At 68.8% G+C, this 22,301-nt stretch carries 20 protein-coding genes; 4 read left to right on the top strand and 16 right to left on the bottom strand.

Annotation, left to right across the window (positions count from 1 at the left end; translation table 11 throughout):
* The first annotated feature begins 12 nt into the window (after window positions 1–12).
* Window positions 13–864, top strand: a complete 852-nt coding sequence (locus tag CLM62_RS36685; RefSeq protein ID WP_095754208.1) for an IclR family transcriptional regulator C-terminal domain-containing protein — start codon at window positions 13–15, stop codon at window positions 862–864.
* Here CLM62_RS36685 and CLM62_RS36680 read toward each other — a convergent pair.
* The 10 genes from CLM62_RS36680 to CLM62_RS36640 form a co-directional block, all read right to left on the bottom strand.
* Window positions 779–1,714 (bottom strand): PDR/VanB family oxidoreductase, encoded by a 936-nt coding sequence (locus CLM62_RS36680; RefSeq protein WP_095754207.1) that lies wholly within the window; start codon window positions 1,712–1,714, stop codon window positions 779–781. The two genes, CLM62_RS36685 and CLM62_RS36680, sit on opposite strands and share 86 nt — an antisense overlap.
* Window positions 1,711–1,905 (bottom strand): hypothetical protein, encoded by a 195-nt coding sequence (locus CLM62_RS36675; protein WP_095754206.1) that lies wholly within the window; start codon window positions 1,903–1,905, stop codon window positions 1,711–1,713. The genes CLM62_RS36680 and CLM62_RS36675 overlap by 4 nt, the downstream gene beginning before the upstream one ends.
* Window positions 1,902–2,972, bottom strand: a complete 1,071-nt coding sequence (locus CLM62_RS36670) for an aromatic ring-hydroxylating dioxygenase subunit alpha (RefSeq protein ID WP_179382386.1) — start codon at window positions 2,970–2,972, stop codon at window positions 1,902–1,904. Before CLM62_RS36670 ends, CLM62_RS36675 begins: the two co-directional genes overlap by 4 nt.
* 455 nt (window positions 2,973–3,427) lie before the next feature.
* Window positions 3,428–3,577 carry a hypothetical protein gene (locus CLM62_RS50425; RefSeq protein WP_179382380.1) on the bottom strand — a complete coding sequence of 50 codons (150 nt, stop codon included), beginning with the start codon at window positions 3,575–3,577 and terminating at the stop codon, window positions 3,428–3,430.
* A gap of 58 nt (window positions 3,578–3,635) precedes the next feature.
* Entirely contained in the window at window positions 3,636–4,592 is a 957-nt protein-coding gene (locus CLM62_RS36665; protein ID WP_095754205.1) for an electron transfer flavoprotein subunit alpha/FixB family protein, read from the bottom strand.
* Between the two features lie 61 nt (window positions 4,593–4,653).
* A complete protein-coding gene (locus tag CLM62_RS36660) occupies window positions 4,654–5,454 on the bottom strand; it encodes an electron transfer flavoprotein subunit beta/FixA family protein (RefSeq protein WP_095754204.1) in 801 nt (266 codons plus the stop codon).
* 75 nt (window positions 5,455–5,529) lie between these two features.
* The gene (locus CLM62_RS36655) at window positions 5,530–6,567 is read right to left on the bottom strand and encodes a hybrid-cluster NAD(P)-dependent oxidoreductase (protein ID WP_095754203.1); all 1,038 of its coding nucleotides are present in this window, start codon (window positions 6,565–6,567) and stop codon (window positions 5,530–5,532) included.
* Window positions 6,564–7,823, bottom strand: coding sequence for an aromatic ring-hydroxylating dioxygenase subunit alpha (locus CLM62_RS36650; protein WP_095754202.1), 1,260 nt, complete (start codon window positions 7,821–7,823; stop codon window positions 6,564–6,566). Before CLM62_RS36650 ends, CLM62_RS36655 begins: the two co-directional genes overlap by 4 nt.
* 46 nt (window positions 7,824–7,869) lie before the next feature.
* Window positions 7,870–9,924 (bottom strand): NADH:flavin oxidoreductase, encoded by a 2,055-nt coding sequence (locus CLM62_RS36645; protein ID WP_095754201.1) that lies wholly within the window; start codon window positions 9,922–9,924, stop codon window positions 7,870–7,872.
* A gap of 231 nt (window positions 9,925–10,155) precedes the next feature.
* Window positions 10,156–12,171: an IclR family transcriptional regulator C-terminal domain-containing protein gene (locus CLM62_RS36640; RefSeq protein WP_095754200.1), complete on the bottom strand. Its 2,016-nt coding sequence runs from the start codon at window positions 12,169–12,171 to the stop codon at window positions 10,156–10,158.
* Window positions 12,172–12,412: 241 nt separating this feature from the next.
* Between CLM62_RS36640 and CLM62_RS36635 the strand changes: the two genes are divergently transcribed.
* Window positions 12,413–12,868 (top strand): PucR family transcriptional regulator ligand-binding domain-containing protein, encoded by a 456-nt coding sequence (locus CLM62_RS36635; RefSeq protein WP_095754199.1) that lies wholly within the window; start codon window positions 12,413–12,415, stop codon window positions 12,866–12,868.
* A gap of 106 nt (window positions 12,869–12,974) precedes the next feature.
* Entirely contained in the window at window positions 12,975–13,985 is a 1,011-nt protein-coding gene (locus tag CLM62_RS36630) for a CdaR family transcriptional regulator (protein WP_143659210.1), read from the top strand.
* Here the strand turns inward: CLM62_RS36630 and CLM62_RS36625 are convergent.
* The 6 genes from CLM62_RS36625 to CLM62_RS36605 all read right to left on the bottom strand — a co-directional run bounded on the left by CLM62_RS36625 (window position 13,936) and on the right by CLM62_RS36605 (window position 20,961).
* On the bottom strand, window positions 13,936–14,748 hold the full coding sequence (locus CLM62_RS36625) for an enoyl-CoA hydratase/isomerase family protein (protein WP_095754197.1): 813 nt from the start codon (window positions 14,746–14,748) through the stop codon (window positions 13,936–13,938). The two genes, CLM62_RS36630 and CLM62_RS36625, sit on opposite strands and share 50 nt — an antisense overlap.
* A gap of 242 nt (window positions 14,749–14,990) precedes the next feature.
* Window positions 14,991–15,290 (bottom strand): DUF5605 domain-containing protein, encoded by a 300-nt coding sequence (locus tag CLM62_RS52245; RefSeq protein ID WP_257004296.1) that lies wholly within the window; start codon window positions 15,288–15,290, stop codon window positions 14,991–14,993.
* Between the two features lie 41 nt (window positions 15,291–15,331).
* A complete protein-coding gene (locus tag CLM62_RS36620) occupies window positions 15,332–16,495 on the bottom strand; it encodes a DUF5060 domain-containing protein (protein ID WP_218835653.1) in 1,164 nt (387 codons plus the stop codon).
* Window positions 16,496–16,655: 160 nt separating this feature from the next.
* The gene (locus tag CLM62_RS36615) at window positions 16,656–17,627 is read right to left on the bottom strand and encodes an ABC transporter substrate-binding protein (RefSeq protein ID WP_095754196.1); all 972 of its coding nucleotides are present in this window, start codon (window positions 17,625–17,627) and stop codon (window positions 16,656–16,658) included.
* Between the two features lie 83 nt (window positions 17,628–17,710).
* Window positions 17,711–18,514 carry a formylglycine-generating enzyme family protein gene (locus CLM62_RS36610; protein WP_095754195.1) on the bottom strand — a complete coding sequence of 268 codons (804 nt, stop codon included), beginning with the start codon at window positions 18,512–18,514 and terminating at the stop codon, window positions 17,711–17,713.
* Between the two features lie 86 nt (window positions 18,515–18,600).
* Window positions 18,601–20,961, bottom strand: a complete 2,361-nt coding sequence (locus tag CLM62_RS36605; protein ID WP_095754194.1) for an arylsulfatase — start codon at window positions 20,959–20,961, stop codon at window positions 18,601–18,603.
* Window positions 20,962–21,242: 281 nt separating this feature from the next.
* Here CLM62_RS36605 and CLM62_RS36600 point away from each other — a divergent pair, with 281 nt between their 5' ends.
* Complete coding sequence (locus CLM62_RS36600; RefSeq protein ID WP_095754193.1) at window positions 21,243–22,157, top strand: LysR family transcriptional regulator; 915 nt, start codon at window positions 21,243–21,245, stop codon at window positions 22,155–22,157.
* The last annotated feature ends 144 nt before the right edge of the window (window positions 22,158–22,301 follow it).

Raw genomic sequence — 22,301 nt, 5'->3', positions numbered from 1 at the left:
CTGGAGGCGCCGATGCCCGCTGCGGTTCGCGCACCGTACTTCGTCCAGTCCTTCGAGCGCGGCCTCGCCGTGATCCGGGCCTTCGACGCCGACCACCCGGCGCTGACGCTGAGCGAGGTCGCTCGCGCCTGCGACCTGACCCGGGCGGCGGCCCGCCGCTTCCTCCTCACGCTCGCCGACCTCGGCTACGTGCGGACCGACGGCCGGCTCTTCCGTCTCACCCCACGCGTGCTGGAACTCGGCTACTCCTACCTGTCCAGTGTCACCCTGCCGGAGATCGCCGCACCACATTTGGAGCAACTCGTCGCGCAGGTACGGGAGTCGTCGTCGCTGTGCGTCCTGGACGGCGACGCCGTCGTGTACGCCGCCCGCGTCCCCACCAGCCGCATCATGACCGCGTCCATCACGGTCGGCACCCGCTTCCCGGCGCACCTCACCTCGGTGGGCCGGGTCATCCTCGCCCATCTGCCGGACGACGAGCTCGAGGCCCGGCTCGCCTGCGCGGAGCTGAAGCCACTGACCGCCCGCACCATCGTCTCGGCGGACACGCTGCGCGCGGAACTGCACCGCGTACGACGGCAGGGCTACGCCCTCGTCGACCAGGAACTGGAGGAGGGGCTCAGGTCGGTCGCCGCCCCGGTGCGGGACCGGGACGGCGAGGTGGTGGCCGGCGTGAACATCGCCGTGCACGCCAGCCGCAACTCCTGCGAGTCCGTCCGCCGCGACCTGCTGCCCCACCTGCTGGCGACCGTCGCGCGGATCGACGCCGACCTGAGGGTCACAGGTCCAGCACGAGCCGCTCGCCCCGGCACCGGGACACACAGATCATCATCGTCTCGCCGCTCGCCCGCTCCTCGTCCGTGAGCACCGAGTCCCGGTGATCCGGGGTGCCCTCCAGGACGTCGGTCTCGCAGGTGCCGCAGGTGCCCTCGGTGCAGGAGAAGAGCACCTCGACACCGGCGGCGCGCACGGTGTCCAGGACGGACACGCCCTCGGGCACGGTCAGCGTGTGCCCGGTGCGCTCCAGTACGACCTCGAACTCGCTGTCCGGGCCGGTCTTTTGGTCCTTCGGCTGGAACCGTTCGACGCGCAGTCGCCCGCGCGGGCAGCGCTCCTCGACCGCGTCCAGCAGGGGCCCAGGACCACAGCAGTAGACGAGGGTGCCCTCGGGCAGGTCGTCGAGCACAGAGCCGAGGTCCAGCAGCCCTCTCTCGTCCTGCGGGGCGAGGGTGGCCTTGTCCCCGTACGCGCCCAACTCCTCGGTGAAAGCCATGGAGTCACGCGTCCGGCCCCCGTACAGCAGCGTCCACTGAGCGCCCGCCGCCTCGGCCGCCGCCAGCATCGGCAGGATCGGGGTGATGCCGATGCCGCCCGCGATGAAGCGATAGCGCGGGGCGGGTTCGAGTGCGAAGTTGTTGCGGGGCCCGCGCACCCGGACCTTGTCGCCCTGCCGCAACTCCCCGTGGACGTAAGCGGACCCACCGCGCCCCTCGGGCTCGCGCAGGACACCGATCCGCCACACCTGCCGGTCCGCCGGGTCCCCGCACAGCGAGTACTGCCGCTCCAGATCGGGGCCGAGCAGCACGTCGATGTGCGCGCCCGGTTCCCAGGCGGGGAGTTCCTCGCCCAGCGGGTGGCGCAGGGTGAGGGCGAGCACGCCGTCGGCCGCGTGCTCCCGGCGGTCGACGACGAGTTCGGCTTCGTACACGCTCATGAGCTGTTTCCTCGCGGCTCGCTGTGCTGCTCGTGTCGCGGCTCGTGTCCTTGCGGATGGGCGAGCATCCACTCCCACATCTCGATGGGATCCTGCGCGGTGTGCTCGCGGCCGCAGTGACAGGTGCCGTGCAGGATGTCGGTGCCCGGCAGCCAGTCGATGCGGTAGATCTCGCCGGTCGGGCTCGTCACTGGACCTTCTCCATGGGCTTGGCGCCCTCCTCGACCAGGCGGGCGAGGATACGGCGGGCGGCGAGGCCGCCGGTGTCGATGTTGATGCTCAGCTCCTGGTAGCCGGTGCGCTCGGTGCCGAGCGTCTTCTGCAGCAGGTTGAGCGCGTCGACGTCCTGCATCACGACCGTGTGGTTGTTGCCCCGCAGGAACTCGGTGACCTCGGCGTCGTCCGTCGCCCAGTCCCGCGAGACCATCCAGAAGTCGTACACCTTGCCGTCGGCGGACGGCGTGATGGCGTACGTGATCTCGGTGTGGAAGCCGTTCGGGTCGCTGCCGTCCGGCTCGGGCAGCACACCGACCGGGGCGATGCGGCTGTGCAGCAGGTAGAGGCAGGGCGCGTGGTACTCGATGTCCTGCCAGCGCGTGATCCGGCCCTGGATGCCGGTGGACTTGGCGTAGAACGGCGGGCACTCGGCGTCGTCCATGTGCCGGCTCACCCGTACGATGCCCGCGCCCTCGTCGACCTCCGTGGTGATCGGCGTCTCGGCGACCTCGGGGGTGCCGATGTAGCCGCCGTGCAGATACGTCTCGTGGGAGAGGTCGAGAAGGTTGTCGACGAGCAGGCCGTAGTCGGCGTCGATCGGCTCCATGCCACGGACGGTGACCCAGCCGGGGGAGTCCAGGTGCTTCGCCCGCGGAATGGTCTGCGGGTCGGCGAGGGCCGGGTCGCCGATCCACACCCAGATCAGCGAGTCCTGCTCGACGACGGGGTACGAGGCGACGCGCGCGGTGCGCGGTACGCGTTTTTGCCCGGGCACGTACACACAGGTGCCCGTCGTGTCGTACGTGAACCCGTGGTAGCCGCACACGATCCGGTCGCCGTCGAGGCGGGTCGGGGCCTCGGACAGCGGGTAGCGACGGTGCACACACCGGTCGTGCAGGACGACGGGCGTCCCGTCCTCCTCGGTGCGATAGAAGACGAGCGGCTCACCGAGAATCGTCCGGCCGAGCAGCTCACGCCCGACCTCGTGGCTGTAGGCGGCGACGTACCACTGGTTCCTGGCGAAGGCGGTCATGTGGGGCATGGCGTTCCCGTCCCTGTCGGCGGGGCGTCGTCGCCCCGCGTGCCGTGGTTGGGAACAGGTTCCTGACGGCTGTGGTCGCCGCGCAAGGCGGCTTCTGTCAGACGGAAGCGCCTCTACGAAAGAGCTGTTCAGGGCCTTGTCATGCGTCTTGCTCATCACTGGCAGGGGCTGCGGAGCACCGCGGATGTGTGGATCACTCCCGAGGCGGCCGCTGATGGATTCGGCGACCAAGTCTGATCGCGGTGCTGCCGTGATTGTCCGAAAACGGAACTCTTGTTAGTGAACGCATCAATTTCTTGCCGATGCTTGAGTGGTACACCGGCAGAACTTGCATCCTCGCAGTTCAAGATTGGTCGCTGCTGTCGCAAGGGCGTGCTGGGTCGAATCCGGGTCGAATTGGCCCGTCTTGGCGTAACTGGCTGGGTTATCGCACGTCAGGGAGGTGGCAGGCAGGATCAATCCGCGTACGCCAGCGACGACTTGCCGGAGCCGGACACGCCTGTGAAGACCGCCAGTACGTCGCGCGGAATGTCGACGTCCACGCCCTTGAGGTTGTGCTCGCGGGCGCCGCGGACGCGGACGTAGGGGTCGTGCGGACCGGGCATGGCGGGGGCTCCGTACGGGTCGTGTGCTGAGCAGCGGGCCTTTTACGCCTGAGCGGGGTCAATCCTTGCGGGTCTTGATCTCCTCGGTGAGCTGCGGGACGACGTCGAAGAGGTCGCCGACGACGCCGTAGTCGACGAGGTCGAAGATCGGGGCCTCGGCGTCCTTGTTGACGGCGACGATGGTCTTCGAGGTCTGCATGCCGGCGCGGTGCTGGATGGCGCCGGAGATGCCGCTCGCGATGTACAGCTGGGGGGACACGCTCTTGCCGGTCTGACCGACCTGATGGGTGTGCGGGTACCAGCCGGCGTCCACCGCGGCGCGGGAGGCGCCGACGGCCGCGCCGAGGCTGTCGGCGAGGGCTTCTACGGGGGAGAAGTCGCCGCCCACGCCGCGGCCGCCGGAGACCACGATCGCGGCCTCGGTCAGCTCAGGACGACCGGTCGATTCGCGCGCAGTGCGGCCGGTGACCTTGGTGCCGGTCGCCTTGTCCGAGAAGGTGACGTTCAGGGCCTCGACCGCACCGGCGGCGGGGGTGGGCTCGACGGCGGCCGAGTTCGGCTTGACGGTGATGACCGGGGTGCCCTTGGTGATGCGGGACTTGGTGGTGAAGGACGCGGCGAACACTGACTGCGTCGCGATCGGGCCCTCGTCGCCGGCCTCCAGGTCGACGGCGTCGGTGATGATGCCGGAGCCGATGCGCAGCGCCAGACGGGCGGCGATCTCCTTGCCCTCGGCGGAGGACGGCACCAGTACGGCGGCCGGGGAGACGGCCTCGACAGCCACCTGCAGCGCCTCGACCTTCGGTACGACCAGGTACTCGGCGTACTCGGACGCGTCGTGGGTGAGGACCCGGGCCGCGCCGTGCTCGGCGAGCGTGGCGGCGGTGTCGGCGGCGCCGTTGCCGAGGGCGACGGCGACGGGCTCGCCGATGCGGCGGGCCAGGGTCAGCAGTTCCAGTGTGGGCTTGCGGACGGCACCGTCCACCTGGCCGACGTAGATGAGAACTTCAGCCATGGGACTTCTTCTCTCCTGCTTGCGAAGTGGTGAGGGCGGTCAACGAAGTCGAGCTCAGGGCTCAGATGAACTTCTGGCTCGCGAGGAACTCAGCGAACTGCTTGCCGCCCTCGCCCTCGTCCTTGACGATCGTGCCGGCCGTGCGGGCCGGGCGCTCGGCCGCGGCGTCGACCGTGGTGTAGGCGCCGTCCAGACCGACCTCGTCGGCCTCGATGTCCAGGTCGGACAGGTCCCAGGACTGAACCGGCTTCTTCTTGGCCGCCATGATGCCCTTGAAGGACGGGTAACGCGCCTCGCCCGACTGGTCGGTGACGGACACGACGGCCGGGAGCTGCGCCTCGACCTGCTCCGAGGCGGCGTCGCCGTCACGGCGGCCCTTGACGACACCGTCCTCGTAGGAGACCTCGGAGAGCAGGGTGACCTGCGGGACGCCGAGACGCTCGGCGAGCAGCGCGGGAACGACGCCCATGGTGCCGTCGGTGGAGGCCATGCCGGAGATCACCAGGTCGTAGCCGGCCTTCTCGATCGCCTTGGCCAGCACCAGGGAGGTGCCGATGGCGTCGGTGCCGTGCAGGTCGTCGTCCTCGACGTGGATCGCCTTGTCGGCGCCCATGGACAGCGCCTTGCGCAGCGCGTCCTTGGCGTCCTTGGGGCCCACCGTCAGGACGGTGATCTCCACGTCGTCGTCCCCCTTTTCCCGCCGGTCTTCGGAGATCTGCAGCGCCTGCTCGACCGCGTACTCGTCGAGCTCGGAGAGCAGACCGTCCACGTCGTCCCGGTCGACGGTCAGGTCAGCGGCGAAGTGCCGGTCGCCCGTGGCGTCGGGCACGTACTTCACGGTGACAACGATCCTCGAGCTCACTGGCTGTCCTTTTCGGGGTGATGCGGTGCCGGTGTCCTTCGCCAGGACCACGGTCCGGTTGGTGCCGTGCTGTTCTCATGAGTCGATGACGAGGTCTTCCAGTGGCTTCGAGCAGCAGAGGAGGATCTTGTTCTGGGTGATTTCGCGGGGGCGGATGCCTCCGCTGTGCCGCATGTCGACGGAGCCGGACACGAGGGTCGTCTTGCAGGTGCCGCACATGCCCTGTGCGCAGGAGGCCGGCAGGCTGAGCCCGGCTCGGGAGGCGGCGGCGAGGAGCGCGGTGTCGGCGTCGCACTCGATCGTGCGTCCGCTGCGGGCGAACTGGACCTTGAAACCGGCGGCCGTACCGTCAGCGGTGTCGGCCGATGCGGTCGATGTCTCCAACGCCTCGAAGGTGAAGTTCTCCTGGTGGTAGTGGTCCATGTCCAGGCCCGCCTCCGACAACATGCCGCGCACGGCGGCCATGTAGGGGGCGGGTCCGCAGGTGAAGACCTCGCGTTCGAGGAAGTCCGGCGCGACCTGGCGGAGCGTCTCGATGGTGAGCCGGCCGCGGTAGCCGCCCCAGGGTTCGTAGGGGCGGTCGTCTTCGCATATGTGGACCACGCGGATGTTCGGCGCGGTCGCGGCGATGAGGTCGAGTTCGTGACGGAAGACGATGTCGCGCGGAGCGCGGGCGCTGTGCACGAACACGACGTCGGCCGGGTCGGCGAGGTCGTAGAGCGTCCTGGTCATCGCCATCGACGGTGTCACACCGACGCCCCCGGACAGGAAGAGGTACTTGGACGCCGGGTGGCGGGCCGTCGAGAAGTCGCCCAGCGGGCCGTGGGCCCGCACTGTGTCGCCGGGCTCGAGGTGATCGTGCAGCCAGTTCGAGACCAGTCCCCCCGGTACCCGTTTCACCGTGATCGAGAGCAGGAAGGGGCGGGTGGGCGGGGAGGAGATGGTGTAGCGGCGCTGCACCGGCCTGCCGTCGATGTCCACGGTCAGCGTGATGAACTGGCCGGGATCGTGCCGGAAGAGGCGGGGTTCGGCGTACTCGAAGACGAACGTGGTGACGTCGTGGGTGAGCGGGTGGACCTGGCGGCACACCAGCAGTTCTTCGGTCTCGGTCATCGCTGCCGCTCCAGGTGTGTCTTGAGCCGGGTGATGTACCAGTTGACGAAGGCCTCGACCTGTTGCTCGGTCGGACTGTAGGGGCCGGGCAGGTAGGCCGGGCTGCTGACACCCTGGTGGGCGCGGGCGACGAACACCGCGTCCTGGTCGTTGGTGGCCTTCCAGACCTTGGTGAGCGTCTCGAGGTCGTAGTCCACGCCCTCGACGGCGTCGGCGTGCACGAGCCAGGTGGTGCGCACCAAGGTGCGGCCCGGGGCGAGGGGGATCGCGGAGAAGGTGATCGCGTGGTCGGCCATGAGGTGGAACCAGGCGTTGGGCTGGGTGTGGAAGGACAGGCGGCCCAGGCGGGCGGTGGGGAACTCGGCCAGCAGGCGCTTGCAGGCGGCGGTGCCGTCCGGGGTGTAGGACTCCCCGGCCCCGTCGAGGGCTTCGCGCTGGATACGGAAGCCGGTGGGTCGGGTGTCCAGTTCCTCGATCGCCGTGTAGGGGAGGCCGAGTGACTCGTAGGTCTCACGGGCGTCGGCGTCGGCCCGCAGGTAACGCTCGTAGGCCGGGCGCAGCGCAGGGGGGATGTCCTGCTCCTGATAGCCGTAGATGGGGAAGTAGCAGGCCTGGAGCTCGGGGTGGCCGACGCAGTGGTAGCACTCCCGGTTGTTCTCCATGGTCAGCTTCCAGTTGCCGTTCTCGATCAGGTCGGTCTGGGCGGCGACCTTCGCCTTGGCGAGGTTGTGGGGTGCGAGGTACGGCTCGACGCGGGTGATGATCTCGTCGAAGTCGGCGGGCGGCTCGTCGGCCAGGCAGATATAGACCAGTCCGGCGACCGTGCGGACGTGCACGGACCGCAGTCCGAAGCACTTCGGGTCGAAGCCGGGTGCCTGGGACTCGGCGTGCAGCAGTCTGCCGTCCACGCCGTAGGTCCAGTGGTGGTAGCCGCAGACGATGTTGCCCACCGAGCCGCGCTCCTCGTTGAGGATGCGGGCGCCGCGGTGGCGGCAGACGTTGTGGAAGGCCCGTACGTCCTCCTCGTCGTCGCGGACGACGATGACCGAGTACGGCCCGAGGGTGACCGTCACATAGTCGCCGGGTTCGGAGACCTCGGCCTCGGCGGCGACGAAGAGCCAGTGCCCCGCGAAGATCGCCTCGATGTCGAGGCCGAAGAACTCCTCGCCGGTGTAGAAGGGGGCTTCCAGGCTCTGTCCGGCCGGTCGCCGGGCTACGAGATCGGCCGTCTCGGCGACGGGTGTCACTGCGTTCATCTCATCTCTCCGACAAAACCGAGGGGTTGACTGGGGTGGTCGGTGCTCAGACCGGCAGGCACAGCCGCAGCGCGTCGTAGATCGCGGCGTGGATGTTGCGGGAGGCGACGGCGTCGCCGATGCGGAACAGCTGGTAGCGGCCGTCCTCGTTGCGGACCACCGTCTGCTGTTCGTGTGCCAGCAGGGCGCGGTGGTCGACCTCGCCGAGGTTGGTGGAGCCGGGCAGCAGTTCGGCGTACAACTCGTCGTTCGGGAGCGTCCCGTGTTCCACGATCACGTGGTCCACGATCCGCTCGGTCTCCGCCTCGGTGTACTCGCTGTAGAGGGTGGCGGCGAGGCGTCCGTCCAGGGTGCGGCGCACGGCGCGCAGCCGCTGGGCGAGCGTGGTGGTGACCCCGTGTGCGGTGAACGTTCGCAGGTAGGCGGGGGAGTTCATGCTGCCGACATCGGGAGCGAGGGTGCGCTCGGGGGTGACGTACTCGATGCGGACGTCGGGGGAGGCCGTGAGGAGTTCCACGGCGTCCATGGCCGGGTAGCCGCCGTGGTCGTCGTAGACCAGGACCTCGCCGCGCGGGCGGCGCAGGGAGCCGGTCATCACGTCCCAGGTGTCGGCGACCAGGCCCTCGCCCTTGGTGAGGAAGCCGCGGTCGGGCATGCCTCCGGTAGCGATGATCACGAGGTCGGGGTGTTCGGCGAGGACGTCGTCCGCCTCGGCGTACGTTCCCAGGCGCAGGTCGGTCCCGAGGTGCTTGCACTCGGCGACGCGCCAGTCGACGATCTGGATCAGGTCGTTCCGGCGCGGGTTGGAGGCGGCGAGCTTGATCTGTCCGCCGGGCTGGTCGCTCGCCTCGAAGAGAACGACGTCGTGGCCACGCTCGCCCAGCACGCGCGCCGCTTCCAGGCCGGCCGGACCGCCCCCGACGACAACTGCCTTTTTACGACGGCCTGTTGTGGCGGGAATCAGGTGCGGGACGTGCAGTTCGCGGCCGGCGGCCGGATTGTGGACACACTTGGTGTCGCCCGAGTCGTAGATGGCATCAAGGCAGTAGCTCGCCCCGACGCAGGGCCGGATGCGGTCCTCCTGGCGGGCCTTCACCTTGGCGACCAGGTACGGATCGGCGATCTGCGCGCGGGTCATGCCGACCAGGTCCAGCAGCCCCTCGCGCAGGGCGTGGCGGGCGGTTGCGATGTCGGCGATGCGGGCCGCGTGCATCACGGGGATGGACAGGCGTCGCTTGATCTCGCCGGTGAAGTCCAGGTAGGGCCCGAGCGGCGTGCCGATGGAGGGGATCGTCTTCGCCAGGGAGGCGTCGCTTTCTATGGAGCCCCGGATGGCGCTGATGAAGTCGATGCCGTCGGAGCTGAACCGCTCGGCTGCCACCCGAGCCTCGTCGAACGTCAGGCCGCCGGGCAGGGCCTCGTCGAGTGACATCCGGATGCCGACGACGAAATCGGGACCGACGGCTTCGCGCACGGCCCGGATCACCCGGCGCGGGAACGCCATCCGGTTCTCCAGGCTGCCGCCGAGTTCGTCGTCGCGGTGGTTCGTCGCGGGCGACAGGAAACTGTCCAGGAAGTGGCCGTATGCCTCCAACTCGATGCCGTCCAGGCCGCCCGCCCGGCAGCGCAGCGCTGCGGCGACGTAGTCGGCGACGATGCGGTCCAGGTCCCATGGCTCGGCGGCCTTGGGGAAGGAGCGGTGTGCGGGTTCGCGCAGCGGTGATGCGGCCACCAAGGGGAGCCAGTCGCCGGCGTAGTTGCTGGTACGGCGGCCGAGATGGGTGACCTGGCACATGACCGCGGCCCCGGCTTCGTGCACGTCGTCGGTGAGCCGGCGCAACCACGGCACGATGTCGTCGCGGTACAGCAGCAGGTTGCCGAAGGCAGGCGGGCTGTCGGGGGAGACCACCGCGGAGCCGCCGATCATCGTCAGGCCGACCCCGCCCCGCGCCTTTTCGACGTGGTAGGCGCGGTAGCGGTCCTTGGGCATGCCGTCCTCGCCGAACGCCGGTTCGTGCGAGGTGCTCACGACGCGGTTGCGCAGGGTCAGGTGCTTGAGTTCGAAGGGCTGGAGCAGGGGGTCCAGGGTGGTTGAGGGCACAGCCGCTCCTCGGGACGCTCTGGGCTGGATGCGTCGGCTGCGTCGGTGCGCCGCGCCGGTGGAAGCCGAATCGGCCGTACGAGACCGAACCGTGGGTGTTGTTTCGCTATGCAAAACAACCTCGTGATACGAGACAAATGTGGAGCCTGGAAGGCCCAGTCGTCAAGAGCCCTCCAGTCCTCGCTCTGCTCCGGTCCGACTTCACCACCCGGCGTCAGCCCGGTGTCGCGGTCAGCCTCGCTTCACGTACCCGCGGCGCCAGGAGATCTTCGCGCCGGCCGCCAGCAACTGTTCCGCGAGGCCGGGGATGGTGTCCTCGCTGATGCGGAAGGCCGGGCCGGAGAGGGTCACGGCGGCGATGATCCGGCCGTTCAGGTCGCGGATCGGGGCGGCGATGGCGACCAGTCCGATCTCGTGCTCCTCGCGACTGACGGCGTAGCCCCGCTCGCGGACCTCCTCCAGCTCGGCCGCGAGGCGCGCCGGGTCGACGATGGTGTGCGGGGTGTACCTCTCAGGGCCCTTCGTGAAGATCTTCTCGACCTCGTCCGGGGGCATGTGTGCCATGAAGAGCTTGCCCGCCGACGTGGCGTGGATCGGAGTGCGCTTGCCGACCCAGTCGATGCTCATGATCGACGTACCGATCGCCTGGTCGACGCTGATCACGTCGTCCCCGTCGCGGATCGCGACGTTCACCGTGTCGCCCACGGCCGCGGCGAGTTCCTGGCAGATGGAGTGACTCAGTGCGGACAGGTCGTTCGACTTGCTCGCCCCGCCGGCGAGTTCGACCATCGTGGAGCCGATGCGGTACCGTCCGCGCTCGCTGTTCTGCTCGACCATTCCCCGCGACTCCAGCGTCGCCAGCAGCCGGAACACGGTCGACTTGTGGATGCCCAGCGCTTCGGCGATCTCGGTCACGCCGCACGGACCCTGTGCGGCCAGCACCTGCAGAATCGACACCGCCCGGTCGACGGACTGCACCGAATGATCACGAGGGCGGCTTCCGCTACTGGTCATGACCGCCAGAGTAGCCGAGCGCCCGAACGCCGCCCGTGCCTCCTGACCTCCCCCTGTGAACCCCGTGTTGCGGCCGCGGAGTGACCCTGCCCTGCTGATCGCCCTGCGTAAATTCCCCGCTTCCTCCGTCCAAGGGTCTTGACGGGCCGTTCGACCCCTTGACATCGTGCGTACCGCATTGCACATCTGTTTCGCAAGGCGAGACCGCGCCTGGCAGGCTGCGGTGTACGCCGCGATCCGTCGTTCGGCCCCGTCGTGCTCGTCGGCATCGGCGGCGTGTACACCGCCGCCGTCGGCGAACACTGCCACACGCGGCCCCGTGGGCGGCGCGGTGCGGGTGAGCGCCTGCAGGAGGTCCGCCATCTCGGGGGGGCTGGTGACGAGTTCGGCCCCGGTGGCGGCGCAGACGGACCTGATCGCGGTCTCGGAGCTGACCATGGCTCCGGTGTGGGAGGCCGCGCCCCGGGCGGAGGCGGCGCCCCGGCCGACGGTCAGCACAACGACGGGCTTGCCCGCCGCGGTCGCGCGGGCCGCGGCTCGCGCGAAACGCCGGCCTTCCTGGAAGCCCTCGCAGTACACCGCGACGGCGTCGGTTCCGTCGTGAGTGGCCATGGAGTCGATCAGGTCGGCGCAGTCGACGTCGGCCTGGTTGCCGATGCTCGCGAAGCGTGAGATGCCCATGCCGTAGTCCGCCAGCCGGGCGGCCACGTCGATGGCGATGTTGCCGCTCTGCGAGATCAGCCCCACCGTGCCGACCGGGAAGGTGTTGGCGCAGGCGTCGAGCGCCGACGTGTGGTCGAGTACGCCCAGACAGTTGGGGCCGAGCAGGATCGCCCCTGCCTGACGGACGCGCTGGACGAGCGCGCGCTGGCGCACCAGATGCTCGCCGCCCAGCTCGCCCAGCCCGGAGGTGATGCCCACGATGGCGCGGACCCCGGCGCTCAGGGCGTCGTCCACCGCCTCCTCGAACGCGGCGGCCGGGACGGTGACCACGGCAAGATCGACCTCTTCTCCGAGGCCCGCGAGGCTACGAACGGCGGGGCGCCCCAGCACCGTTGACCGGGAGCGGTTGACGAGGTGCACCGGGCGGGTGCCGACGACGGCACGGGCGGCCAGCCAGTTTCCGTACTTCTCCGGATCGTCCGATGCGCCGACAATGGCGATGGATCGCGGGTTGAAAAGAGCCTCGATATCTCTGACCGCGTCCCGCTTTTGAATCCCCGACTGTCTCATGGCGACCCCCACCTTCAGATTTAAGTCGCGCTTGTTTCTGCCATGGAAAAGTCACCGGACGCGGCAGGAAAATCCCTTGCCCCATCGGCTTGCTGATGCTCCGACCGTGGCCCTACTGTGCTGCATCACACCAGGCACCTGAACCGTGCCGGGGTACGAAAGTTCCTCTTGCCTTCATACCGTGGACGGTGATCGTGGACGGCGGTGGCATCGAGATGCGAGACGCAAGGGAGCGGGAGCCATGACCCTGACGTTGCGGGAACTGCTCGCGATTCCACAGATCACCAACAAGGTGCTGGCCGGATCCGCCGGTCTTGACCGTCCCGTGGTCTGGGCGCACGCCTGCGAGATGCCGGCGCCCTGGGACTGGGTGGGCGAGGGCGAGCTCCTCATGTCCATCGGGCACTGCGTCCCCGTCGACGAGAGCGGGCAGGCGCACTTCGTCAGACAGCTGGCCGAGGCGGGCCTGTGCGGTGTGGCCCTGGGCGACTACGCACCGATGCCACGACTCTCGCAGGCCATGCTGGACACCGCCGACGACCTCGGTTTCCCTGTCCTGCTCACCGCGCACGACACCCCCCTTTTCCGTTGTCGCGCGTGCCGTGGCGACCGCCAATCAGCACTCGGAACTCCAGCGGCTCTGGCAGCTCTCGCGCCTGAACGTCGCGGTGGGCAGCCCCGACCGGAAAGGAAATGAGTCTCTCCTTGATCGGGTCGCCAAAGAGCTGGGGCACGCCGTCTTCGTCGTCGACGCACGGCATGGAACGGAAATCCTGACCGGAAAGGAGCGGCTCGAAAAGCGGGTGGCACGCGCAGTCGTCCAAGGAGTGGAGTCGAATCTGCAACGACTGCCCGCCCGCCTGCACCTGGCTCTCGGTGACGCCTCCTGCACCTGCTTCCCGGTGCCCAGCAGCCGGCCCGCCATGCTCGTCATCCCCGACCGCACGGGCAACCGCATCGACCCCTTCGCCGTACTGCACCTGGCGAGTCTGATCGCCGTCGAGGTGGAGCGGCTCACCATGGAGCGCGAGAACCTCGAACGAGCGGCCCGGCAGCTGTTCAGTCAGCTGATCGAGGGACGTGTTGACAGTGACTCCGCGGCCCGGCAACTGCGCGAGCACGGAATCGTCGAGGAATCACTGACGGTGGCCGCCCTCCGTGAGGACGAGCGGTACGTGAGTGACGTCCTGTCCGATCACGGGATCGCACACCTCGCCACCACCGCCGGTGACGTCGTCCTCGTCCTGGTGGAAGCGGCACAGGGAGGAAGTCTGCTGGACGTCCTCGACGCGGAGACTGCGGTCGGTACGTCCTCTACGGTCCATGTCCTCTCGCACATACCCGATGCGACGCGCGAGGCCCGGTGGGCGCTGCAAGCGGCACATTCCCGGGGCGGGGGGCACGTCGACTACGCGGCCGCGCACCCCCTGTTCCTGCCGAGGACCGTCACCGAGGCGCAGAACGCGGCACGCAGCGTACTGGGTGCGGTGATCGACCACGACAGTGCGCACCGTACCGAGTTGATCCGGTCGCTGGAGGTGTACCTGGCCTGCGACCGGTCGTGGAAGAGAGCGGCCGAGGTGCTGAGCATCCACAAGCAGACGCTGGGTCCCAGGCTCGCCAAGATCGAACAGCTCACGGGGCGCAGCCTGGGCACCACCCAGGACGTCGCCGAGTGCTGGATGGCGCTGCTCGCACTGCGGACCGTCGTACAGGAAACGGAGACCCCGTCGCGTCCGGTCTCGGGCGCCGCCCCCGAGGCACTCACCCCGCGGCGCCGTACCGGGCGTCCCGCCAAGCCAGGGCGGCCTTGAGCCCCTCGGCTGCCGCGATCCTGTCGAACTCCTGCTGCTCCGGGGTGTTGGCGCCGTTGAGGATCGCCGAGATGTCCACGCCTGCCTCCACCGCGGTGCGCAAGCCCTTTGCTTCGTAGGCCCTGTTCAGGGCCTGCTTGGTCAGCCGCAGGACAGCGAGCGGCGTGGGGGCGATCCGCAGCGCGAGTTGCTCGGCGGCCGCGGAGAGCTCCTGAAGCGGCACCACCTTGTTGACGAGTCCGGCGCTGAGCGCTTCGCGCGCGTTGATCCTGTCACCGGTGAAGAGGAGCTCGTTCGTCTTCTTCTGCCCGAGAACGAACGGCATGATCAGGGCGACGGGGCCCGATCCGTACTGGATCTCGGGTTCCCCGAACCGGGCGTCCTCGGCCGCGACGATCATGTCGCAGGCCATGGCGATCTCGCAGCCGCCCGCCAGGCAGTAGCCCTGGACGACGGCGATGGTCGGCTTCGGGCAGGACCAGATCCGCATGGTCACATCGGCGTCGCGGCGCAGCACGGGCAGCCAGTCCAGCGGCGTCTGCGTGCCGTCCTCGATCTCGTCGTTGATGTCGTACCCGGCGCAGAACGCCCGGCCGGTCCCGCTGATCAGGACGACCTTGACGCTGTCGTCCGCGGCCGCGCGGGCGACGAGCCGGCCGAGCTCGAGCACCGCCTCGGTGTTGAGGGCGTTGAGCTTGTCGGGACGGTTCAGGGTGATGCGGGCGAGGGGGCCCTCGGCCTCGTACAGGACGGCGTCGGTCATGTCGTGAGTGTGGGGGCAGCCAGGTGGCAGGTGAACCGTGCTGCGTTCTGAAAGACAGACGTGCCGCCATACCCCAGACAAAGACGCCGAGTCAGGTCCGAGGGACGCGTGGTCCAGCAGGGCTGCCCCGCGGAACTGCTCGCCGACACCGACGGGCGGCTGCATCAACTGGTGTGCCGCCAGCTGGCCGGCACCGCGGACGTGGCCGAGTCATGCGCCGCCACCACGCCCATGACGTGCGTTCACCCGTCGCCGGACGCGGCATCGTCGGGCAGGCGGGTCAGGCGGACGGCCATGTACGGGCGGCCTGGCAGGTCCACGCGCACGCTGGTGTCCGCCGTCACGCCGACACGGTCGGTGGTCATGGCCCACGTGTCGATCACGTCGATCGCGAACCGGCCGCCGGCGGGCACGCTGATGTTCCGGAATCGTGGGCGGTTGAAGCCGAAGTAGATGAGTTCGTACGTGCCCTGGACTCCGCCGCGGGGGGCGTCCCAGTCGGAGGGAAGGGGGTCGAGAACGCCGGTGGGGGACTGGCGGATGACGTCGTGCAGGAACCCGATGCGTTCAGGGCTGGTCCCGATCAGTTCGCCGCCCTTGGACCACCACAGCTCCTCGGGTCGTCGAGGTAGGTCTCGCCGTGCTGGACGTACCCGCCGCGGACCGCGCCTTCCCAGCAGCGCCGCACCAGTTCCTCGCCCGTGAGGTTGCCCCAGCCGTGTTCGACGTCGCCTTCGTACCCGCACTCGTCGACCACGACGGGCTTGCCCCACCGTTCCCGCCAGGCGTCGGTGTTCTCCGCGGTGCGGTACACGTCGGTGCGCTGGATGCTGCAGTGCGTGATCCATGGCCTTGTGTGGTCGTAGAACGGGCGGCAGTTGTGGATGGAGGTCAGGTGGCCGACCGGGTCCTCCTCGGCCACGATGCCGGCCAGACGTTCCCAGTCTGCCTCGCTCTTGGCCCCCACCAGGTCGTACTCGTTGGCCATCGACCACCATACGTTCGACTGCGCCGACAGTCGCCGCACGGCGTAGCGCGTCAGCCGGTCGTCGGCGTCGCGCCCCAGCTCGGCGAAGCCCCACCGGTCGTAGGGGTGGAAGAGGATGACGTCCGCCTCGATCCCCAGCTCCCGCAGTGCGCGCACCTCGTCCTCGAACCGCCGGAAGAACCGGGGGTCGAAGCGGGTGGTGTCCCATCCGTCCGCCGGGGAGCCGGGGAACGGGTACAGCTCGGGCTCGTCGGTGTTGTAGACGTACGCCTTGGGCAGCAGGCACATCCGCACCTTGGTGAACGGGCCGGCCGCCAGCGTGTTCCGGGTCGCGGCTCGCAGGCGTTCTTCCTGGTGCGTCCAGGCGTACGCGGTGGTTCCGATCGGCAGGTACCGCGTGCCGTCGGCATACGCGAAGTGGTACCGGTCGGCCACCCGCACCGGACCGTGTACTCCCGGTGTGGCCGGCCCGCTCCGGAAGCGGCCGGAGAGGCCGTCGAGCGACCGTGCCGTGGACGACGTGACGAAGGTCCAGGGTCCCTCGGCGTCCGGCATGAACCTGATCCGGTACGTTCCGTCCCCGTCGTAGAAGCCGCCGACGCGCATCTCGCGCCGTCCGTCGCTGAACGTCGCGCCGAGTTCGACGTCGGTGAACGGATTGCCCTGCGACGGTCCGTTGATCTCGATCTCGAACACGTCCCACCGAGCGCAGTGTTCGCCGTGACGTATACGGGCCTTGCTCGCGTCATCGTGGTCCACAGCGCAGAACTTAGCGGGACCAGGGGACCGGCCGGCGATGATTTTGCGTCGCGTGCTGCTGCTGATGATGAAGGCCGCGAAGCTCACATCGCCGCCGGACCACGGCAGATCTCCTACGGCGCCGGTGAAGAACTCGCGCTCTGCTGCGCGCTCGTGGGTTCTAGCCGAGCCAGGCCTTGACCTTGTCGGGGTTCGCATCGATCCACTTCTTCGCCGCTGCCTCCGGTGTCATCTTGTCGAGCGCGATGTACTTGGCGACGGTGTTCTGGTCGTCGTTGGTCCACTTGAACTTCTTCACCAGCTCGTAGGCCGGGCTGCCCGACTTGGCGAACTTCGTGCTGACGATCTTGTCGAGGTCGAACACGGGATAGTCGCAGGCGACCTTCGCCGGGTCCGCGTCGCAACCTGGCGTGTGCTTGGGCAGGTCGATCTTGACCAGCGGTACCTCGGACAGGAACCACTGCGGCTCGTAGAAGTAGCCGATCACCCACTTCTTGTTCTTCTGGGCGTCCCGGAACGCCTGGATCAGCGCGGTTTCACTGCCCGCGTACACCACCTTGAAGTCCAGCTTGAGGTTCTTCACCAGGGCCTCGTCGTTGGTCTGGTACGACGGGTCGCCGTCGAGGAGCTGGCCCTTGCTGCCCGACTCGGACGTCTTGAATTTCGCGGCGTACTTGTTGAGGTTCTTCCAGTTGGTGATGTCCGGGTACTTCTTCGCGATCCACGGCGGGATGTACCAGCCGATGATGCCCTTGTTGCCGGTCGAGCCGAGGCTCACGGCGGTCTTCTGCTGGTCGATGTACTTCTTCTTCAGGTCCTCGTGGCCCCAGTTCTCCAGGACGGCGTCGACCTCGCCCGTCTCGAAGCCCTGCCAGCCGATCTCCGCCTTCAGATCCTTCGTGACGACTTTGCAGCCGAGTTCCTTCTCCGCGACGTACGTGACGACCGCCGCATCGGCCTCGTAGCCCACCCATGGGTTGACCGCGAGGTTGAAGGTGCCGCACTTGCCCGGGCCGGCGTCAGACCCGGCGGAGTCCTCGCCGATCTTCGCCCCGCCGCAGGCGGTCAGGGTGAGACCGAGTACGGCCATCCCGGCCGCGCCGGAACGCCATTGTCCTGCTCGTTTTGCCATGGTCCTGCTCCTTGTGCACCGGGCGTCTCGCGCCGTTGTCCGACGGGCTGGAAAAAGGGGTCATGTCATGTGTGGAAAAAGGGTCAGGTCATGTTCAGGGCGCATCGGAAACCCACGTTGCCGGTTGCCGAATCCGGGTAGAGGCCCTGACGCGCGGCGACCCGGTAGCGGCGGCAGTAGGAGGCGTGGCAGAGATAGGAGCCGCCCTTGGCGACGCGATCCTGTCCGCCGGGGGAGGGGGAGAACGGGTCCTCACACCACTCCCAGACGTTGCCGGTGGTGTTGTGCAGGCCGAAGCCGTTGGGCTCGTAGGCGTCGACGGGGCAGGTGCCGTACCAGCCGTCGGCCGTGGGGTGGCGGTTGGGGAAGTCGCCCTGCCACACGTTCATCCGGGGGCGGCCGCCCGGCTCGAACTCGTCGCCCCAGGGGAACACTTTCGCGTGCAGCCCTCCTCGGGCGGCGCGTTCCCATTCCGCCTCGGTGGGCAGGCGTTTGCCGGCCCAGGCGCAGTAGGCGTGGGCGTCATCCCAGTCGACGTGGACGACCGGGTGATCCGCTCGGTCTTCCCAGGTGGAGTGCGGTCCGTCGGGATGGCGCCAGTCGGCACCCTGGACCTGCCGCCACCAGGGCGCGGCCGCCACTGCCCGGGTGGGCGGAAAGTCGTCCGGGAGCAGCCCGGCGAAGACGAACGACCAGCCGATTCGCTCGGCCGAGGTGCGGTACCCGGATTCGGCGGCGAAGCGCGCGAACTGGGCGTTGGACACCGTGCAGGCGTCGATCCAGAAGGCGTCGACGTAGACCGTGCGCACTGGGCCTTCTCCGTCGGCCGGGTAGGAGAGCGCGTCTTGGCTGCCCATGAGGAACCGGCCGGCGGGAACGGCCACCATGCCCTCGGTGGCCGTTGGGCGGACGGTGGATTGCCGGGGTGCGGGTGGCCCTTCCACTCCCCGGCCGCCGGACGGTGCACAGCAGTTCACTGTGCCCCCATGACGCGCCGGTGCAGTCCGCCGTCGAACTCGGACGACTCGGCGCTCCGGGCGTCCAGGTCGATGCGCACCGTGTGAATGGTCCCGGTGAACTCGTTGTCGAGGACGGCATAGTCGTCGCTGACCGGTGTGCTCAGATCCACTCCGACGTCGAGTGTCTCGTCGAAGGAGAAGTAGTACGGGATGGTCTGCGCTACCCGTCCGGTGGCGTGCTTCTCACCGTCGACCAGGAGCACGGCGGTGCCGCCCTTGCCGAGTCCTCCGCCGTCGTAGTCGAACTCGAGTCGTATCTCGTGCCGTCCCGGGGCCAAGGGCTCGCCGCCGCGCACGGTGTACAGGTTCATGCCGAAGTAGTTGTAGGCGTAGGCCGGCCTGCCCTCGGTGACGTACAGGGTCCAGCCGCCGAACCGGCCACCCTGCGCGATGATCACGCCCTCGGCCGTCGTCTCCGGCAGGTCGACGTCGGCCGTGATGCTGTGCGAGCGGTTCTTGACGTTGAGTGTGGTCTCCTCGGTGAACCGCCGCATTCCCGCGCGGTAGGTGACGCAGGCGCGGTCGCCGAGCAGATCGAGACGGCCGGCCATGACGGGGTTCTCGCGCTCCGTGACCCGGTCGTCCAGGGGGAAGACCTGGTATTTCGCCGCTTCGATCAGGAACAGGTCCTGCAACTGGCGCAGCCTGTCGGGGTGTTCGGCGGCGAGGTCGTACGCCTGACTCCAGTCCCTGCTCAGGTCGTAGAGCTCCCACACGTCGTCGGCGAACCTCCGGTCGTTGGCCGGCACCATCTCCCAGGGGATGCCGTGCCGGGTGACCGCCATCCAGCCGTCGTGGTAGATGCCCCGGTTGCCGCACATCTCGAAGTACTGGGTACGGCGATGCTCGGGCGCGTCGGGATCAGCGAGCGTCTGCTGCATGCTCGTGCCCTCGATGGGCTGCTGCGGGACCCCGTCCACGCTGAAGGGCGCCGGAATTCCCACGCAGTCCAGGATCGTCGGCAGCACGTCGATCACATGCGAGAACTGGTGACGCAGCCCGCCGCGCTCGGAGACCCCCCGCGGCCAGTGCAGGATCATGCCGTCGCGGGTGCCGCCGAAGTGCGAGGCCACCTGCTTGGTCCACTGGTAGGGCGTGTTCAGCGCCAGCGCCCATCCCGCCGGGGCGATCGGGTAGCTGAGCGGGCCGCCGATCTCGTCGATGTGGTCGATCATCTCGTCCGGGTCGTCCACCACACCGTGCCCCAGCCGGTGCTCGACGATCGTCCCCTCGATGCCCCCCTCGCCCGAGGCGCCGTTGTCACCCAGGATGTAGAGGAACAGGGTGTTGTCCAGCTCGCCGAGTTCCTCCAGCGCGTCGACGAACCTGCCGACCTGCACGTCGGCGTGCTCGGTGAACCCCGCGAACGTCTCCATGAACCTGGCCGACAGCCGACGCTGGTTGTCGGTGAGTTCGTCCCAGTGGGGAACGCCCTCGGCCCACTTCGCGAGCTCCGTCTCCGGAGGCACGACGCCGAGTTCCTTCTGCCGCTCGAGGGTCACCTCGCGCTGCCGGTCCCAACCGTGGTCGAACCTTCCGCGGTACTTCTCCTGCCATTCGGGGCCTACGTGCAGCGGCGCGTGCGCGGCGCCGAGCGCGAGGTAGGTGAAGAACGGCCGGTCCGGAGTCAGCGTGCGCTGGGTGCGCACCCAGTCGATGGCGTGGTCGACGAGGTCCTCGGACAGGTGGTAGCCGTCCTCCGGCCGGCGATCCGGCTCGACCGGAGTGGTGCCTTGGTACAGCAGCGGGTACCAGTGGTTCATCTCGGCGCCCATGAACCCGTAGAAGGTGTCGAACCCCTCCCCGGTGGGCCAGCGGTCGAACGGCCCGACCGCGCTGATCTCCCGTGGCGGGGTCTGGTGCCATTTGCCGAAGGCGGCCGTGCTGTAGCCGTTGCCCTGCAGGATCTGGGCCATGGTCGCCGCGCTGCGCGGCCGGAACCCGTTGTACCCGGGGGCCGCGGTGGTCATCTCGGTGGTGCCGCCCATGCCGACCGAGTGGTGGTTACGCCCGGTCAGCAGGGCCTGCCGGGTCGGCGAGCACAGGGCCGTGACGTGAAACCGTGTGTAGCGCAGCCCGTCGTCCGCGAGTCGTTCCGCGGCCGGCATCTCGCACGGTCCGCCGAACGCGCTGGAGGTGCCGAACCCGAGGTCGTCGACGAGCACGATCACCACATGCGGTGCGCCCTCGGGCGGAGGGACCGGGCCGATGGGCGTGAAGGCGGTCTCCTGGTCGTGGACATCCATCGCGGTCGTCAGGGGGCGACGGATGTCGGGCCGCGGAAGTACGTGCCGCCCGGCGGCGAACTCAGTCATGTATTTCTCCGATTCGGTGCCCGGCGAGGAAATGTCACACCGTCTTGTCGCGGCCGAATTGCAGGCGTAATACGGCTGCACTTCAGCGGCCCCGAAACGCCCTGGCCTGCGATGCAGTCAAACTGTCAGTCGCCGCCGAGGCCGGTCAACAAGACCTCCTGAATTTTGTGGACCGGTTTTGAATGAGGGCCATAGAAACCTTCTATACCCGAGGGGCTCTGTCCTGGCCGACCGCGGAGGGTGATGGCGAGATGGTTCGGCCCACGCGATAGAACATTTCTATGGAACGTCGCCAAGTCGAGTACTTCCTCGCCGTAGCCGCGCACCGGAGCTTCACCAGCGCCGCCCACACCCTGCGCGTGGCGCAGCCGTCGCTGTCGCACGCGATCCGCCTGCTCGAGCGGGAACTGGGCACCCCTCTCTTCCACCGGCTTGGTCGCGGAGTCATGCTGACTTCGGCGGGCGAGGCGTTTGTGGAGCCTGCCCGGCAGGTCATGCGCGATCTGGAGACCGCTCGGTCGGTGGTGCGCACCATCGCCGGGCTGGCAGGCGGCACGCTGGACATCGTCGCGCCGACGACGCTGGCGGTCGATCCGCTGGCGGACCTCGCCGGCGCGTTCCGCCGGCGCCATCCCGCGATCGACATCGTCATCGTCGAGCCACCGAACGCAGCCGCGGTCGCGGACGTGGTGCGTACCGGCGAGTGCGAGTTGGGGCTGGCCGACGTGAGGACGCACGGCAAGGCCGTCGAGACCCTGGAGCTGTGTCGGCAGGAGATTCTGGCGGTGGTGCCGCGGTCCGACTGCTTTCCTCAGGCCGGACCGGTGGCGCTCGGTGAGGTGGCCCGGATGGACCTGGTGGCGACCGCGCGCGGTACCGCGACGCGGGCTCTGATGGATCAGGCGCTGGGCGGGGAGGGGCGAAGTCCACGCATCGCAGTGGAGACGGTTCACCAGGCGGCGGTCGTCCCCCTGGTGCTGGCCGGAGCGGGGGCGACGCTACTCCCGCGCTCTCTCGCCGAGGAGGCGGCGCGGCGCGGCGCGGTTGCGCTGGTGACCCGTCCGCGCCTGGTCCGGCCGGTCTGGCTGATGTGGCGGCGTGGGCCGCTCTCGCCTGCCGCACAGTCGTTCATCGATGTGGCCCGCGAGGTCTTCGCGCGCCCGGTGTCAGCGTCGCCGGAGAATGACAAGCAATAGGGATTTTCTCTTTCTCCAGGTGAAGGGTTCTCTCGGTTCACCCCCTCGGCCGCATTGCCCGTTCGGATCGGTTCCGAAAGCGTGGGGCACGTCGTCGGCGGCCCGTAGGGAACTCCGGCGGGAGAGCCTGAGACCGGCGTGCGC

Origin of the sequence: Streptomyces sp. SA15 (assembly GCF_002291145.1) — a bacterium.
GTDB lineage: Bacteria > Actinomycetota > Actinomycetes > Streptomycetales > Streptomycetaceae > Streptomyces.
The sequence above is the reverse complement of the archived record's forward strand: the minus strand, read 5'-3'. Positions and strand labels throughout refer to the sequence as shown.

Bases quoted from the DNA above. Each gene is read 5' to 3' on its own strand.
- CLM62_RS36685 (WP_095754208.1), top strand. From the start codon at position 13: ATGCCCGCTGCGGTTCGCGCACCGTACTTCGTCCAGTCCTTCGAGCGC.
- CLM62_RS36680 (WP_095754207.1), bottom strand. From the start codon at position 1,714: ATGAGCGTGTACGAAGCCGAACTCGTCGTCGACCGCCGGGAGCACGCG.
- CLM62_RS36670 (WP_179382386.1), bottom strand. From the start codon at position 2,972: ATGCCCCACATGACCGCCTTCGCCAGGAACCAGTGGTACGTCGCCGCC.
- CLM62_RS50425 (WP_179382380.1), bottom strand. From the start codon at position 3,577: ATGCCCGGTCCGCACGACCCCTACGTCCGCGTCCGCGGCGCCCGCGAG.
- CLM62_RS36665 (WP_095754205.1), bottom strand. From the start codon at position 4,592: ATGGCTGAAGTTCTCATCTACGTCGGCCAGGTGGACGGTGCCGTCCGC.
- CLM62_RS36655 (WP_095754203.1), bottom strand. From the start codon at position 6,567: ATGACCGAGACCGAAGAACTGCTGGTGTGCCGCCAGGTCCACCCGCTC.
- CLM62_RS36650 (WP_095754202.1), bottom strand. From the start codon at position 7,823: ATGAACGCAGTGACACCCGTCGCCGAGACGGCCGATCTCGTAGCCCGG.
- CLM62_RS36640 (WP_095754200.1), bottom strand. From the start codon at position 12,171: ATGAGACAGTCGGGGATTCAAAAGCGGGACGCGGTCAGAGATATCGAG.
- CLM62_RS36635 (WP_095754199.1), top strand. From the start codon at position 12,413: ATGACCCTGACGTTGCGGGAACTGCTCGCGATTCCACAGATCACCAAC.
- CLM62_RS36625 (WP_095754197.1), bottom strand. From the start codon at position 14,748: ATGACCGACGCCGTCCTGTACGAGGCCGAGGGCCCCCTCGCCCGCATC.
- CLM62_RS36615 (WP_095754196.1), bottom strand. From the start codon at position 17,627: ATGGCAAAACGAGCAGGACAATGGCGTTCCGGCGCGGCCGGGATGGCC.
- CLM62_RS36610 (WP_095754195.1), bottom strand. From the start codon at position 18,514: ATGGTGGCCGTTCCCGCCGGCCGGTTCCTCATGGGCAGCCAAGACGCG.
- CLM62_RS36605 (WP_095754194.1), bottom strand. From the start codon at position 20,961: ATGACTGAGTTCGCCGCCGGGCGGCACGTACTTCCGCGGCCCGACATC.
- CLM62_RS36600 (WP_095754193.1), top strand. From the start codon at position 21,243: ATGGAACGTCGCCAAGTCGAGTACTTCCTCGCCGTAGCCGCGCACCGG.